Source organism: Pollutibacter soli (assembly GCA_029269725.1).
GTDB classification, from domain to species: domain Bacteria; phylum Bacteroidota; class Bacteroidia; order Chitinophagales; family Chitinophagaceae; genus Pollutibacter; species Pollutibacter soli.
On record JARJHS010000007.1, the window covers coordinates 80,974 to 98,597 of the forward strand.

The following is a 17,624-nucleotide window of genomic DNA, read 5'->3' on the forward strand; positions in this document are numbered from 1 at the left end:
ACTAAAAAACCAACGGGCTAATGGACATGCCTTGGTTTATCATCGCCATATGATATTGTGGAAGCCCATGTAGGAGAAATAACAGTTATCAGCATTCAGGGTAGAGTCACTCAGTTTGACATTTCTTGGCCCCTTCCAATTGATCGAGCAGAAAATGCAAAGGAAACCGGACAGAATCTATAACTTAAACATCTATAGGTCGCAGAACATGATTCACAGATTTTTCATAGTGATTATCTTTTTAATCGGATACAGTCTTTCGTCTGCGCAATCCCGGCGGGCCGATAGTCTTACTACACTGATTGTAGAAGAAAAAGATCCTTACCGGAAATTTGATCTGCTGAGAGCAAAACTGGAACTCATCAATATAGAATTCGGGAGCAATGTTGATTCTGCTTCCTGTATCCAGCTTCTGCAGATTGCGCAGGATCTGAAAAACGATTCATTACTCGCTATAAGCTACAATTGGATCGGCGCTTTTTTTTCTTTTACGAACGGTGACAATGTAACTGCGCTGGAGTATTTTTTTAAGGGAGTACCACTCGCTGAAAGGGCGAACGACAAGCGAAGACTCAGCTCTCTGTACTTCGATATCGCTGTAATTTATTATGAGCTGCAGGATTATACTTCTGCATTTGAAAACACCGTGAAGGGTGGTGAAAACCTGCCTGATAAATCATCGCCCAATTATGATTTTATGGTGGGACAGTACGAGCGCAATATGGCGGCGTATTACATGTCCATTCCGCAGCCGGATTCGGTATTGAAGTATGCGCGGTTACACGCAGCAACTGCTGAACGGTATAAGGGTTTTAATTTTCAGTTTTCCGCATTACTGCTCCAGGGCGCTGCCTGCGCACTTTCCCAACAGGATTCACTTGCGAGCATGTATTTTGAGAAGGCGTCTGAGATGGGACGTTTCATAAAAATCTATTCACTCAGTGGATTGTTCTATAAGTATTACCTGCGGTTTCTTATCGATAAAGGTAAATTGAATGAAGCCCGGCAGGTAGCAAAACAATATCTGGCACAGAGTGAAGCGGATGGAATTCCCCTGGCAGGTTTGCGAGCTGCAGGTTTTTTACGCGAAGTGTATGATTCGCTTCACAATGTAGACAGTGCATATTATTATTCCCGGTTGGAAGCGGACATTAATGCCCGCATCTTCAGCCAGGAAAATGTAAATAAAATTAAAGGTCTGGCGTTCCAGGAAGAGCTGCGTGGTATTGAAGAAGTTGCTGCTAAAGCTGCTTCAAGAAACAGGATCAGACAATATGCATTTCTTTTCGGTATCGGAGTACTGTTACTGATTGCATTCTTTCTATACCGGAATAACAGGCAAAGGAAAAAAGCGAATGTTCTGTTGTTGCAACAGAAAGTTCAGGTGGAAAACCAGAAGGAAAAAATAGAGAGTACATTATCAGAGTTAAAATTGACCCAGGCGCAACTTATTCAATCTGAAAAAATGGCAAGTCTTGGTGAGTTGACCGCAGGGATAGCGCACGAAATTCAGAATCCGTTGAATTTCGTGAATAATTTTTCTGAGGTGAGTGTTGAATTGACCGAAGAGACAGAAGGCAGAAGACAGGAGGCAGGAGAAAACAACCCTGCTGTCACAGACTTGTTACAGGATATCAAAAAGAATCTTTCCAAAATTAATCACCACGGTAAGCGTGCCGAAGCAATTGTAAAAGGAATGCTGCAGCATTCACAGGTTCGGTCCGGTACAAAAGAATTGACAGATATCAATGCTTTGGTTGATGAGTACCTGCGATTAGCACTGCAAAGCTATAAAGCGAAGGACAATTCCTTTGATGTAATAGTCAATACCAACTTTGATGAATCAGCCGGAAAAATAAATATCGTTCCGCAGGATATTGGCCGGGTATTGTTGAATTTACTGAACAATGCGTTTTATGCTTGCGCGTCTGTTAATCGTAGAGACGCCATGCATGGCGTCTCTACGATTAACAACGTGGTTTCCGTTGCAACAAAACGTACCGCAGATAAAATAGAAATAACGGTAAAGGATAACGGCAGTGGCATTCCACTGAATATTATCGATAAAATATTCCAGCCATTTTTTACAACAAAGCCAACCGGTCAGGGAACAGGTCTTGGATTATCTTTAGCGTATGATATAATCACAAAAGGGCATGGCGGCGAGTTAAAAGCAAACTCGAAGGATGCCAGCCCGTCTGCCCGGCTGAACCATTCCGATGGGGATGATGCAGCAGGACAGGGCGAAGGGTCTGAGTTTACAATTATTCTACCGACAACCTAGATATCCAGGATGAAAATATTTATCAGAATCGTTCTGTTCATTTTTTTGCCAATCACGATTTTTGCGCAAAGGGACAGCCTATATCTTAAAAGTTTGTACAAATCATTATCCGGGGCAACCAACGATACTGCAAGGATGGCAGTATGTCACAAGCTTGGATCATACTACAGTCTTGAGGATCGGGATAGTTCAAATATTTATCTCGAGAAAGCATTGTCAATCGCTGTAAGATTGAACCTGAAGTTTGATGAAGCCACTATATTGGCTCAAATGGGGGTTAACCTGATGCAGCAGGAAAAATATTCGAAATCATTGGAGTTCTATCTGAAGGCATCAAATATTGCAAAAGACCCGGCTATAGAAAAGACCATCTGGCATTTGTCGCCCGGACAAAGTCCATCTGGTGCACGAATGCTTCTTCTAAGCTCCAGTTACGATTTAATCGGATTATTAAATGCATATGCCGGAAACTGGGTTGTTAACACTAAGAACCAATTGAAAAATTACCGGGAGGCAGAGAAATATGCAATAGCATCAGGAAACCGCAGCCAGATTGCTTATGTGACCTTTCACATGGGCATTGCATATATGAATGAGGGAAAATTAGATTCAGCACAATTATTAATCGAAAAAGCGGTTTCAACATTTTCTGAATTGAAAGATCAATCTGGTTTAGGTCGGGCATTGAAATTTCTGGGCGACACCTTTGAGAAGATGGGGAACCTCGATTTAGCTGTTAACACCCTTCGTCAATCAATTGCAACTTTAAAGGAAACTAACGATCAACTGCATCTTGGCCTCGGGTATCAATCATTAAGTCGAGTATTTGCGGATGTAAAACAAAAGGACTCCGCTTTGTATTGTGCCAGGGAAAGCCTTAAAATTTTCGAGAAGCGCAAAGACGCGGCCTGGAAAAGAGACTCTTATAATCTGCTTACTTCAGCATTTGAGCAGGTGGGTATGGCGGATAGTGCAGCCGTGTATTTGAAATTGTCAAAATCATTAAGCGATAGCCTTAGCGCAGAAGAACGAAAAAATCTTCTCGCTTTCCTGGACGTGGTTGTCGATGAACAGGTGAAACTGGAGAACCTGGAGAAAGAAAAAATAGAAACGAAGATCAAAGTCAGAACGTATAGTTTAATTGCAGGTCTTGGTATTCTTTCTCTGATCGGTCTGATTTTATATCGTAACAACAAAAAGGAGAAGAGAGCCAAAGCAACTTTAGAAAAAACCCTGCAGGAATTAAAATCTACACAGGCGCAATTGATTCAATCGGAGAAGATGGCGAGTCTTGGTGAGCTTACCGCAGGAATTGCGCATGAGATTCAAAACCCATTGAATTTTGTGAATAATTTCTCGGAGGTCAGTGCCGAATTAACGGAGGAGGTAGAAGGAAGAAGGCAGGAGGCCGGAGAGAACAGTCCTAAAGTATCAGAGTTGCTGCAGGATATCAAAAAGAATCTTTCTAAAATAAATCATCACGGAAAACGCGCCGACGCTATAGTGAAAGGTATGCTGCAGCACTCACAGGCGTGGACAGGAACCAGGAAGCCAACTGAAATTAACGCACTCGTTGACGAATACCTTCGATCGGCTTTACAAAGTTTTAAAGCTAAAAATGATTCTTTCGAGGTACTGATCAAAACAAACTACGATGGTTCAATTGGAAAAATGAATATTGTCCCGAATGAAATGGGTAAGGTACTGTTGAATATTTTTAACAATGCGTTCTATGCGTGCACAGAACGAAGTCGTAATAATTCTACCGGTAACAATATAGTTTCTGTTTCCACCAAACGTGTCGCCAGCAAAATTGAAATAACCGTTACGGATAATGGTTCCGGTATCAATTCGAAAATCATCGATAAAATCTTTCAACCATTTTTCACAACTAAGCCACCAGGCCAGGGTACAGGTCTGGGATTGTCACTGGCATATGATATTGTAAAAGCCCATGGAGGTGAACTGAAAGTTGTTTCAACACAGGACGAGGGCGCTGAATTCTCAATTATACTGAATGCAAAAGCATGAGGTGGAATATCGTGTACCTTAATCAACCAATAATAGATGATTTCTGAAAAAACAGAGGAAGGACTACAAAGGGTCATCGGCATTCCGGGACTAACGATGTCCACCATTAATGGTTCGATAGGCTCAGGAATTTTCATCCTGCCTGCAATCGTTGGTCTGCAACTGGGTGCGGCTGGTATTTTCTGTTATGTTTTTTGTGCATTGATGCTGGCATCCATCATGCTCTGTTACATTGAAGCCGGCAGCACCATCACAAGATCGGGTGGGTCATACGCGTATGCGGAAGCAGCCTTTGGTCCATTTGCAGGATACCTGGTCAATTGGCTGTACTTTTTTGGTTGGGCAGGACTGAGCAGTGCGGCGGTACTGCATATTCTTGCAGACTCACTATCACTACTGTTTCCGATTTTTTCGGAGGGGTTCGCGAGGTCAGTATTGTTTTTTGTAATTCTGACTGTAATTACACTCATCAATATTTATGGAACAAGTATCGGCGTGTTATTTTTAAAAGTGGTTACCGTCTTTAAAATTCTTCCATTATTAGCGCTCATTGTTTTCGGCATTCAATACATCGATCTTCAGCATCTTCGGATAGGAACGATGCCATCGATACAAATGTTTGGAGACACGGCCCTGATCCTGTTCTTTGCATTTGCAGGTTTTGAAACGTCACTCAATGTGAGTGGTGAGATAAAAAATCCGCAGCGTACCATTCCTGTTAGTCTTATCACAGCAGGCACTTTCACATTAGCTGTTTATATTCTGTTACAGGTGGTAACGCAGGGAATTCTTGGCGATTCCCTTAGCGATTTCAAAGAAGCTCCACTTGCGGAAGTGGCAAAACGCATATCAGGTAATACCGGAGGTGTGATTCTGATCCTGGCAGCAACACTCTCCTGTTTTGGGCTCGTATGCAATGACATTTTTGCTTCACCCCGTTTGCTTTTTGCAGGTTCGATTGACGGTATGTTTCCAAAACAATTCGGCAAAGTGCATAAAAAATTTGCAACACCGTGGTTCGCCGTATTGATTTATGCATCGATGATTTTTATTTTTTGCGTTGCTGGCGGATTTAGGCAGCTGGCTGTCCTTGCGAGTGGTGCAGTGTTGCTGATTTACCTGGCAGTGGCATTATCCGTTTTAAAATTGAGAATGAAAACACAGCCTGGGGAGAAAATATTCCGCATACCTTTTGGACCGCTGGTGCCATTGATTTCTATTGCTGCAATAATTTGGTTGCTGACAAGTTTAAGCAGGACGGAAGTGTTATCGACTATCGGTTTCATTGGATTGATCAGTGTATTTTATTTGTTTACTTCTTCCTATAAAAGAAGAACGAAAGCACTGGAAAGGGGAGCGTCCAACGGGATGAGATAGAAGCCTGGGCTTCATCATGGCCACGGCATTAAAAATCGCTGCTCTGTTCGCCTGTCGGTGTCCGGGATTGTTGCAGATGATTTAGTTGAAGCACAGGCAATAAGAAAAGTTCGATACTAAACCCGGTGAAACGCTTCAGTTTGTAATTTTATTTTCAGGTGATTAGAAGAAACCGATCGATTATTTGTTGCAATTTTTGATCTTTAAATTCATGCGGAATAACTGATCTGTCGGAGATAACATTTAAAAGGCCGTCATCCCTGAACCTATCCGGCAAACCAGATACCAAATCCAACACTTCTGTACTTTTCGCATATTTCGTACTTCTTACTTTTTATTTCGTACCTCTTACCTCATACCATTGATTTGATCCGCGCTTATGCATGATCGTCTGATTTTAATTATAATATATGAAACTATGCCTGCTTTCTGTTGGTTTGCTTGGGCTGTTTCTCATCAATGCATCAGCTCAGCATTCAGCCTCCTTCACTGCCTACAGCATCAAAGGATTACCTCCGAAATCAATTGTAACTTCCATCTACCAGGATAAGGAAGGTTTTCTGTGGTTTGGGGGAGTGAGTGGGCTGTACCGTTATGATGGTAATCTGCTGGTTCGGTATCAACATAAGCCCGGGGATAGCACAAGTCTACCCCATAATTACATCCTTGATTTTTGTGAAGATGTCACAGGGAATCTTGTGCTCGGTACGCTTGGTGGCGGGCTTTGTGTATTCGACAGAAAAACAGAAAAATCAATCAGCGTTAGTGGTCTTGATAATCTACCGGAAGTGAAGGATAATGGATTGATATTTTCTGTTTCCCGATCTCCGTTTTCTGATTTCATCTGGTGTGGTACAGCAGCCGGGACGGTGTTGAAATATGATCCTGTGAAACATCATCTCGAAAGAATTTTTTCGATCAAACCACAGCCAGAGGTCAATAACAAAATGGGGGTTACCTCCGTCCTCGAAATCAGTAAAAACAAATTGCTGATTGCAACGATGCGCGGACTTTATCACCTGGATCTTGACACAAAGAAAACGCTTCCTGCATCATCGCTAAACCAAATTTTTACGGGCAGGGATTCATCAGCATATTATGCGCTTTATGCAGATGGGAAAAACAGGATATGGATTGGTTCTGACAACAGGATCGACGTCGTTGATAGCAGAACATATGCTGCAATAAATGTGGCAGAGCCGGAAAACCTTAAACAGCTCACAGGATTAACTGTGTCGGCATTCACGGAACTAAACCAAAGAACCATATTAGCGGGAACCGATAAAGGCATCTTCAGTTGGAATGAAGACGAAAAATATTTTAAGAATCTTACAGGTGAAAATAAGTTGAATCAATCTATTCGCGGTATCAACCGTTTTTACAAAGATCCGTTGCATAACACCTGGATCGCTACTGAAGGACAGGGGATTTATCTTTTGAATAAGAACCATGACTTTTTCAAGACCATACCCGGTCTGAAAGCATTGTTAGGCGCGGGGAAATCCAATTTCATTTTTGAAGATGATGCAGGCAACTGGTGGATCGGAACAGAGCAGGGTCTGGCAAAATACAGTCCATCAGAAAAAAAGCTCAGGTTAGTTTCTTTACCCGGTGGAAAAGATCATGCAGCGGTGTTTTCTATTTTCCAGGATAGCCATCGGGGAATCTGGCTTGGTACAGCGTCGGATGGATTGTTTTTTATTGCTGATCCTGCAAAGCCGGAACTGATGAAACATTATGCAACTGCAGTTATCGATCAGCAGAATACAGACTGGGGAATCATTTATGCTATCTGTGCTGATAACAACAATAATATCTGGATAGGAACAAGAAGCAGTGGGCTCATCGTTTTTAATCCATCAACTGGTATATTCAAAAGGCCGGGAGAAAATGACCAGGTGAGTACGGAGGTGGCCGTGAGCGACATACTTAAGGATCGGCAGAACAGAATGTGGGTATCCACCTTAAACAAAGGCATTTTCAGATTTGACGCAGTTGATGATAGTTCACTTCGGGGAAAATTTACAAACTTCACTACTAACCCGGCAGATACAAACAGCCTCAGTTTTTTTATAACGGTCGCAATGAAAGAAGATGACCAGGGAAATATCTGGATCGGAACGGTGAGTGCCGGTGTGAATAAATTCGATCCGGATAAAAACAGGTTTACAAGATATTCTACGGACAATGATCTTCCAAGTAACCTCGTGTATGAAATCGAACAGGATAAGAATGGTAATATCTGGCTGAGTACAGACGAAGGATTAGCTATGCTACCCAGAAAGGGAGGGAGCCCTGTCACCTTTAAGGAAGAAGACGGTCTGGTAACCAGAGCATTTAATTTTCTTGCTTCGGCCAGGATGAAAGACGGAACTATTGCATTTGGAACTGTTGATGGGGATGTTATCTTTTTTCAACCGTCTGAAGCAGAAAAGAATGAACAGGCTCCGGCAATTGTAGATTTCAAATTATTTAATCAGCCATTAAAGTCGGCTGAGCAATCCATTTATTCCCTCCCCTTGTACCGGGCAGACACATTCAATTTAAAGTACAACCAGTCGGTATTTACATTTGAGTTCACCAATTTTGATCTGATCAATTCCGAAAAATATGCTTTCGCATATAAACTTGATGGAGTAGATAAGGACTGGAATTACATCACCAACCGGAAATCTGCTTCTTATACCAATCTTTCGCCGGGCAGGTACCTGTTTCACCTTAAGTCAGCAAATCATTCGGGGATATGGTCCGAGAAAGAAGCAAATGCATGGGTGGTTGTCAGACCGCCATGGTGGCGTACCTGGTGGGCCTATCTTCTGTATGCGATAGCGTTGATTGCCGGAATTAATCTTTTCATTCGATACAGGTCGCAACAGCTAAGGATAAAAAACCAGCAACTGGAATACCAGGTGAATCTCCGGACGAATGAGTTAAAGGAATCTCTTTCCAATTTAAAATCCACACAGGCACAACTGATCCAGGCAGAAAAAATGGCATCGCTTGGAGAACTCACTTCTGGTATTGCGCATGAGATTCAGAACCCGTTGAATTTCGTGAATAACTTTTCCGAGGTGAGTGCAGAGTTGATCGATGAAGCGATAGCCAACAGGCAAAAAGCAAAAGAAAACGGCCACGAGGTTTCTATCGGGATTGTATCAGATGAAAACGATGAAACTTTACTATTGGACATAAGAGAAAACCTTTTTAAGATCAATCATCATGGCAGGCGTGCTGATGCTATCGTAAAAAGCATGTTACAGCATTCGCAGTCGCGATCAGGAGCTAAGGAACTGACAGATATTAATGCTTTGGTCGATGAATACCTGAAGCTCGCCATTCAGAGTTATAAGGCAAAGCACCGTTCATTTGATGTGGATATAAACACCAGCTATGACCAATCCATCGGAAAGATCAATATTGTACCCCACGATATTGGCAAAGTATTACTGAATTTGCTGAATAACTCGTTTTATACCTGCACTGAACGCTATGCCATGCATGAGATATCTAATAACATTACTACAAAAAATAAAGTAGACAATAACCCATATCGACCGATAATTACCGTTGCCACCAAACGAGTGTCGGGTAATTTCGAAATAACGGTTACGGATAATGGTAACGGTATCCCGCAAAACATCATCGGTAAAATCTTTCAACCCTTTTTCACTACAAAACCCACAGGCCAGGGTACAGGCCTGGGCTTATCACTCGCATACGATATTGCAAAAGCCCATGGTGGCCTTATCAATGTGGAATCAGTTGAAAAACAGGGGAGTTCGTTTACTCTCGTGCTACCAGTCTCCTGATCTGTCATTTGAGCATAGATTGCCGATCGCAAAAACATTGTGTTTTGCAAATGAATTGGTATTCGTAAATTTCATCAAAGATTATCGGGCGGAAATTGCAGGAAGTTAGTTTCGGGCTATACGTCTCCCTTCTTTTTGAACCATCCTACCTTATCCATAACAGTGCTTTTTGGAACCCGGGCTGTTTACTACCGCCATTTACGCTTTTTCCAGTTTTGATGCAGGGATGTTTGCTGCGGTTGATCATATGTTTTTGCCGCGTAAATTTTTGATCCAATGATATCCGGCACCCGCTGTTTTGAACCCAGTAAGTACATTTTCATAGTTGTAAAATGATCATCCACATTTGATATTCCATCTCAAAATCAAACGAGCAGATTAATGAAAACAGACAGCGAAAAAATGCTGATCGCCAGGAACGCTGTCCTCGAAAGGGAACTGGCTATAAAAAACCGGGAACTGGAAGTTGAAGCGGCTATGGAGAATGTTCGCTCTGCATCCCTGACGATGCAAAATTCAGATGATATTGAAAAAATAGTTAATGTACTATTTCAGAACCTGGCAGATCTGAAACTTTCTTTTAATGGAGCAGGGATATTTGTTTTCGATGAAAATGTAAGATCGATTCACCACTGGATTAAGGGCATGGGCATCTCACCGGTAAAAAATGTTCTGCCATTTGATAACGGGTTTATGCAGAATGCTGTGGTAAAGGATCTTTGGCATGCAAAAGACCACAGAAAGTCTTTCAGTAACAAAACATATCCGAGGTATGAAAAAGATAATTTTTTTCTGTACATCTCGCAATACAATAACTCATCAAAAATTCCGGAGGATGTAAAAAATTACATTGATGAGCAGGAATTGTTCACGATGACTGTAGCCGCGGGAGATCATTCGCTGATCGGAGTCGATAGCTGGTCGGCTGAAGTTACAACAGAAGATGAATTCAGGATATTACAGAAGTTTGCCCGCACTTTTGATCAAGCCTATACACGCTTTCTCGATCTTCAGAAAGCAGAAGCTCAGGCAAGGGAAGCTCAGATAGAAACGGCTCTTGAAAAAATTCGTTCGCGATCACTTGCGATGCACAACTCCGGTGAGCTGAGAGAGATTATTGGAACTGTTTTCTCAAAGCTGCACGAACTAAAAGTTACGCATGATACGATTGCCATTCAACTCTTCGATTTCAAAACGATGAACTCTGTTTTCTGGCCTGGCAACACACTATCAGAAGTTGCGCCAAGGGTTTATCTGCCTTATGATAAGGAAATGATGGAGGCCGACACCTGTCATAGAGACTTATGGCATTCCATGCAGACCGGAGAACGGATCTTCAATAAAATTTACAATAGGAGAACAAAAGATCGATGGTTTGATTACGTGTTTGCCCATAATGATACTATTGTGATCCCCGACCATGCCAGGGCATTTATAAGGAATGCTGAAAGTCAGGTGGTGTGTTTTATACCTGGAAAAAACGCTGGTTTATTTGCAGATAGCTTCGATGGTTCTCTATTTACAGAAGAAGAATTTGCTGTTTATAAAAGGGTTGCAATAGTATTTGAACAGGCCTACACCCGGTTTCTTGATTTGCAGAAAGCAGAAGCGCAGGCGCGTGAAGCACAGATTGAAGCTGCATTGGAAAGAGTGAGAACCAGGACAATGGCCATGCGTGAATCAAAAGAAATCGCAGACATTGCCGGCAGCATTTTCCATGAGCTGAAAACACTTGATCTTGTTTTAAACAGGGTGTTGATCTGGGTATTTAATGATGAAGAGAAATATATTTCCTGGTGGTCTGCGAATCCGGAATCAGAAAATGTTGCAGATAGTTACAGGATAGACTACAATGATCAACCTGTTTTTCTCAGTTACCTGCAGGCCTGGCAAAACAAAACTCCGTTGCATCAATTTACTTTATCGGGAGAATTGAAAAAAAAATGGGAGGATCATCTTTTCAGTAAAACGGAGTTAGCAGGATTACCTTCAGCAGTAAAGAAAGGAATGAGGGAAGAAGGCGCCATTTTCACCACGAGTACGATCAGTGATTATGGCTTAATGATGGTGGGAAGTTTCGAGCCTTTATCAAATGAGAATACTGATATTATCCAAAGATTTGGCCGCGTATTTCAGCAGTCGTATACCCGTTACCTGGATGTACAAAAAGCAGAGGAACAGGCAAGAGAAGCAAGGATTGAAGCGGCGTTGGAGAAAGTGCGTGCACGCTCTTTAGCGATGCACAATTCAGATGAACTAAAACAGGTCGCTGCGTCCTTGTTTGCTCGACTGAAAGAATTGCAGATTTCATTTGATGGGGTACTCATCTTTCTTTTCAACAAGCAAAAAAGAAATATCCAACTCTGGATTGCAACAAATCATTTGTCAGAACCGGAAATGATTGATATTCCCTATGACGAAGAAGTTGAAAATAATGACATCATAAGAGATCTGTGGAAGGCAATCGAAAACGGGGAACATATCTTCAACAGATCATATTCAGGAAATACGAAAAACAATTATTTCCGCTGGGTTCAGAAAAACAACTTTGAAAAAATTCCTGAACATATCCGGCAGATACAAATAGAAAGAGAGAGCTGGACCGCATGTTTAGCCGCTGAGAAAAATTCTGTCATTGGTTTTGATAACTGGTCAGGATACAGCGTCCCCGAAGAAGATTTCCGGATTGTAGTAAGATTTGCCAAAGTATTTGAACAGGCTTATATACGGTTTCTGGATTTACAGAAAGCGGAAGCACAGGCAAGAGAATCTCAGATTCAACTGGCATTGGAAAGAGTTCGCGCCAGGACCATGGCTATGCATAAAAGCGAAGAGCTAAATGAAGTTGCCAGCCTGCTTTTCAGGCAAGTAACATTGCTAGGTATAGAGGCATGGACGGCCGGGTTTAATGTTTGGAGCGAGGACAATGAATCATACATTGATTATGTAACGGATCCTGACGGCGTATTTATTGAACCTTATACTGTGCAGACTAATGCAACCGCAGTATTAAGAGAGGTTCGTGACGCGAGGAGAAGTGGTCAGGAATTTTTAGTGCAGTTTGCCGAAGGCGAAAGGCTGAAGGAAACCTACCTGGCACTCGCAGGTTTTGGAGATAAGCAACAATATGAGCTCATGCTGCAAGGTGGTTTTGAGTTTCCATTGTATCAGTATGATCATTTTGTATTTGGCCCAAGGGTAAGTCTTTTGTTTATTACCTACAAACAAGTTCCTGAAGCACATGATATTTTTATCCGACTCGGAAAAGTTTTTAATCAAACCTATACCCGATTCCTCGATCTGCAGAAAGCAGAAGCACAGGCCAGAGAGGCGCAGATAGAAGCGGCATTGGAGAGAGTGAGAAGCAGAAGTATGGCTATGCACAAGAGTGAAGAACTAAAAGACGTGATACGGGTTGTGCTGGAGCAATTTGCTCATCTCAATATCAACGTGGAGCATGCAGGTTTTTATATAGATTATAAAAACCAGGATGACATGCACATTTGGCTGGCTGATCCGAACATTGAACCATTCTTTGCCACTTTTCCATATTTTGATACACCCACATGGAATAGTTTTCTCGAGGCTAAAGCAAATGGGACAGTTTTACATACTGACTTGCTGGATTTCGAAGAGAAAAACAGGTTCTATCAATCGCTCTTCAAATTATTTACGATACCAGAAGATGCAAAAGAATTTTACCTGCAATGCAAAGGTCTTGCAGTGTCAACAGTTTTGTTGGATAATGTGGGTCTGTACATAGAAAATTTCTCGGCTATTCCATATTCTGATGAGGAAAACAAAATACTTCTGCGCTTCGGTAAAGTATTTCAGCAAACCTATACCCGTTTTCTTGATCTGCAGAAAGCCGAAGCGCAGGCAAGAGAAGCACAAATTGAGGCATCACTGGAAAGGGTGAGGGCGAAGACCATGGCCATGCACAAGAGTGAACAACTGGCCGAAACAGCTAAAGTATTTTTTGAACAATTCAATGTGCTCGGTACTATACCTGATCGCATGAGTATCGGGATCTTTAATGAAACAAGCCGGAAGGTTGAATTATGGGTTACTGATCAGAGTGGCAATGAAATAAATAATGAATACTTTTTTTCATTGGACGAACCCACCAGCATTGCAAAAATCCATGAAGCCTGGAAAAATCAGGAAGACACAATTGTAGTTGATTTGACAGGAGATGATTTCGTGCAATGGATGAAATATGTGAAAGAGGACGCCCGATTGCCTATCGATGAAAGTAAAATAAAAGGACGGCGCGTTCAGCAGGCCGCTTTTTTTTCAAAAGGGTTTCTGCTTTTCACCACCCACGAACCTGTGCCGGGTGAAACCATGCAGTTACTGACCAGGTTTGCGCGTGTTTTTGATTTGACCTACACACGTTTTCTCGACCTGCAGAAAGCAGAAGCTCAGGTAAAAGAAGCACAAATCGAAGCAGCATTGGAACGGGTGCGTTCACGTTCACTGGCGATGCACAAGACCGATGAATTAAAAGATGTGGTGCGGGTAATGGCTGAAGAACTGAAGAACACCGGTGTTATACTCGATGTGTGGGGTGCAGTAATTTGTACTTATTTCCCGGATTCCAAAGATGTGCTGCACTGGACGTCAGCCGAAGATCCCTCCCGACCTTCTGTTTCATATTTACTGCCCTATTTCAAAGATGAATTATTCGATGATGCCTGGGCCTCTAAAAACAGAGGTGATAGTTATTTTGCGAAAGTGTTTTCGTTTGAAGTGAAAAACGCCTTCTTCAAACATGCCTTTGAGCACTCTGATTACCGACTGTTACCTGAAGAGCACAAAAAAAATATTTTAGAGAGCAAGAACCATGGTATCGCCTGGGCCTGGGCTAAGAACTCTGCTATTATGATTCCTTCCATACAGGGTGAACTGCCATCCGAAGAAGAAAAGGAAATACTGATTCGGTTTGCTAAAGTTTTCGAACAGTCCTTTATCCGCTTTCTTGATCTGCAAAAGGCAGAAGTACAGGCAAGAGAAGCGCAGATTGAAGCTGCGCTCGAAAGAGTGCGAAGCCGCACGATGGCGATGCATAAAAGTGATGAACTCCTGGATGTAATCATCGTTGTATCTGCGCAATTGCAACAACTAAATATAAAATTCGGAAACGTAAGTTTTGGAATCAATGAGCCAAACTATGACATGCAATTATGGATGGCGGTAAAGGGCTATGATGAAGCTTTTCTGATCCGATGGACTAACATCGATAATCCAGGCAATACAAGATTGAAGGAAGCGCAGAAGTCACCGGGAAAAGTGTATTCAGACTTGTTGACCCAGGAGGAGAATAACAGTTGGTTGAAACATATCTTCAGCTGCAATCCCGGGCTGGAGATTTTTTCTGAAGAGGTGAAGAGAATACTATTGCAAACGCCCGGTTATGCGCGGTCGATGATTGTAATGAACGATATATTTCTTGTGATGGGTAATTATGCAGCGGTACCTTACTCAGAAGAAGAAAATTCGATCCTGAAAAGATTTGCGAATGTGTTCGAACAGGCGTATAAACGTTTTCTTGATCTGCAGAATGCGGAAGCGCAGGCAAGAGAGGCAAAGATTGAAGCAGCGCTCGAAAAGATACGTTCCAGAACAATGGCGATGATGCACAGCGCCGAACTTTTAGAGACTTCGGCTTTGCTGGTGAATCAAATAAAAGGACTTGGCGTGAAAACCTGGGGCTGTGCCTTCAACATATTTGATAATAATGAGGAGAGTTCAACAGAATGGTTCTGCAATGAAGATGGATATTTATCGACTTACAAAATTCCGAGGGAAGGAGTGTTTCGCATCTATTACGATGCTGCACAACGGGGAGAAACTTTACATGTACAGGAATTTTCTGCGGATGAGTGTGCTGCGCATTATAAATACCTGAGTACGCTTCCGGGTCTTCATGAAGAAATGAAAGTTTATGAAACTTCCGGTATAGCATTACCAACGGTTCAGTTTGATAACGTCGCTTATTTTAAATACGGCTATCTTCTGTTTGTAACATATGAGCCTGTACCGGAATCGCATGAAATATTCAGGCGTTTTGCAAAAGTGTTTGAACAGACGTATACGAGATTTCTTGATTTGCAAAAGGCAGAAGCTCAGTCAAGGGAAGCGCAGATTGAAGCCGCTTTGGAAAGAGTACGCGCCAGGACAATGGCCATGCACGAAAGTTCAGAGTTGATACAGGCAGCAGAGCTTTTGTTTGATCAGGTAAAGCAACTCGGTGCCGAACTGCAGGGTGTTGCCTTCGCCATTTGCGATGAACATAGTGAAATGGTTCAGAAATGGACCAGTATCGGTGTTTTCTCTGTTTCATATAATGTTGAACCTGGAGAACGACGCATGTATGAGGCCTGGAAGAACCAGTCAGGCATGTATGAGGAAGTATATGAAGGTGAAAGACAAAAGCAATACTATGAAGCTTTCATGCAGATTCCCGCTTTCAGGGAAGGTCTTCAGAAATTTATCGACAGTGGTCATCCTATTCCAACCTGGCAAAAGAACCACGCTGTAACTTTCAAATATGGATATTTGCTTTTTATAACAACAAAGCCCTTTAACGAAACTCAGATATTTCTTCGTTTCGGAAAGGTATTTGAACAAACTTATACCCGTTTTCTTGATCTGAAAAAAGCGGAGACGCAGGCGATTGAAACCACTAAACGTGCGTCGGTAGATCGCGTACGTGCAGATATAGCTTCCATGCGCACAACTGCTGATCTCGAAAGAATTACTCCGTTGATCTGGAATGAACTCACCACCCTTGGAGTTCCGTTTATGCGTTGTGGTGTTTTTATTATGGATGAAGAAACGCAAAAGGCACAGACATTCCTCTATACAGAAGGCAGATCAATTGCATCATTTTCATCAGGCTTTTCAGATAATACACTGATTTCGGATGCAGTACCGTTCTGGAGAAGAAAAGAAATATATAAGACACATTGGAATGAGGCTGATTTTTTACAGCAGGCAAAAGCCCTGGTGGAGCAGGGTGCTATAACAGATAGTGCAAAATACCTCACAGAACACCGGCCCACTGATCTTTATCTGCATTTTGTTCCCTTTTTGCAGGGTATGTTGTATGTAGGTGCTACCGATCCATTGACAGAGGATCATTTACTACTGGTACAGGCGCTGGCCGACGCATTTTCGACTGCCTATGCACGTTATGAAGATTTCAACAAGCTGGAAGCAGCGAAAAAACAGGTCGACAGCACACTGAACGAACTGCAGGCAACACAGAGACAATTGATTCAATCGGAGAAGATGGCTTCGCTTGGCGAACTTACTGCCGGTATTGCACATGAGATACAGAACCCGCTGAATTTTGTAAATAATTTTTCCGAACTCAACAAAGAGTTGTTAGCAGAGCTGAAACAGGAAATTGAAACAGGCAACTACGATGATGCAGTAACGATTGCCGAAGATCTTGCCGGTAACGAAGAAAAGATCAGTCATCATGGCCGTCGGGCTGAAGCAATAGTGAAAGGAATGCTGCAGCATAGTCGCACGGGCGTAAGTGAAAAAGAACTATCAGACATTAATAAAATCGTGGATGAATATTGCAGGCTCGCTTATCATGGATTAAGAGGAAAGGATAATTCTTTCAGTGCGATCCTGGAAACCGAATTTGATGACAACATAGGTAATGTGAATCTTGTTTCCCAGGACATCGGGAGAGCAGTGCTGAATATATGCAACAATGCGTTTTATGCGGTAAATGAAAAGCGAAAGACCTTGGATAAGTCTTACGAGCCAAGAGTAGTGATCTGCACTCACCGGGTTCGGAACGCAAACGATGATTTTTTAGAAATAAGAATTCAGGATAATGGAAACGGTATTCCCGTTAATATTGTCGACAAAATCTTCCAGCCTTTTTTTACTACGAAACCCACTGGCCAGGGAACCGGACTTGGACTCTCGCTGGCTTATGATATTATTACGAAAGGACATGGCGGTGAACTAAAGGTAAATAGCATCGACGGAGAAGGAACAGAAATGATTATCCTGATTCCAATGTACAATGACCGATGATTTGAGATGAACCCGGATAAAAACTAAACTGAATCGATGCCGGGTATAATTCCAACGCA

Annotated in this window: 5 protein-coding genes; all 5 read left to right on the top strand. The window is 42.2% G+C overall.

Features of this window, described 5'->3' with window-relative positions:
* Positions 1-208 precede the first annotated feature (208 nt).
* The 5 genes from P2W82_RS17075 to P2W82_RS17095 all read left to right on the top strand — a co-directional run bounded on the left by P2W82_RS17075 (position 209) and on the right by P2W82_RS17095 (position 17,565).
* A complete protein-coding gene (locus tag P2W82_RS17075; RefSeq protein WP_336517130.1) occupies positions 209-2,284 on the top strand; it encodes a sensor histidine kinase in 2,076 nt (691 codons plus the stop codon).
* A gap of 9 nt (positions 2,285-2,293) precedes the next feature.
* Positions 2,294-4,315, top strand: coding sequence for a tetratricopeptide repeat-containing sensor histidine kinase (locus tag P2W82_RS17080; protein WP_336517131.1), 2,022 nt, complete (start codon positions 2,294-2,296; stop codon positions 4,313-4,315).
* 36 nt (positions 4,316-4,351) lie between these two features.
* Positions 4,352-5,692, top strand: coding sequence for an APC family permease (locus P2W82_RS17085; protein ID WP_336517132.1), 1,341 nt, complete (start codon positions 4,352-4,354; stop codon positions 5,690-5,692).
* A gap of 410 nt (positions 5,693-6,102) precedes the next feature.
* Positions 6,103-9,501 (top strand): sensor histidine kinase, encoded by a 3,399-nt coding sequence (locus tag P2W82_RS17090; RefSeq protein ID WP_336517133.1) that lies wholly within the window; start codon positions 6,103-6,105, stop codon positions 9,499-9,501.
* Positions 9,502-9,882: 381 nt separating this feature from the next.
* Positions 9,883-17,565, top strand: coding sequence for a sensor histidine kinase (locus tag P2W82_RS17095; protein WP_336517134.1), 7,683 nt, complete (start codon positions 9,883-9,885; stop codon positions 17,563-17,565).
* Positions 17,566-17,624: the final 59 nt, after the last annotated feature.

What these genes read in the sequence shown, in the direction of transcription:
- P2W82_RS17085 (WP_336517132.1), top strand. Translation starts at nt 4,352, where the DNA reads ATGATTTCTGAAAAAACAGAGGAAGGACTACAAAGGGTCATCGGCATT.
- P2W82_RS17095 (WP_336517134.1), top strand. Translation starts at nt 9,883, where the DNA reads ATGAAAACAGACAGCGAAAAAATGCTGATCGCCAGGAACGCTGTCCTC.
- P2W82_RS17075 (WP_336517130.1), top strand. Translation starts at nt 209, where the DNA reads ATGATTCACAGATTTTTCATAGTGATTATCTTTTTAATCGGATACAGT.
- P2W82_RS17090 (WP_336517133.1), top strand. Translation starts at nt 6,103, where the DNA reads ATGAAACTATGCCTGCTTTCTGTTGGTTTGCTTGGGCTGTTTCTCATC.
- P2W82_RS17080 (WP_336517131.1), top strand. Translation starts at nt 2,294, where the DNA reads ATGAAAATATTTATCAGAATCGTTCTGTTCATTTTTTTGCCAATCACG.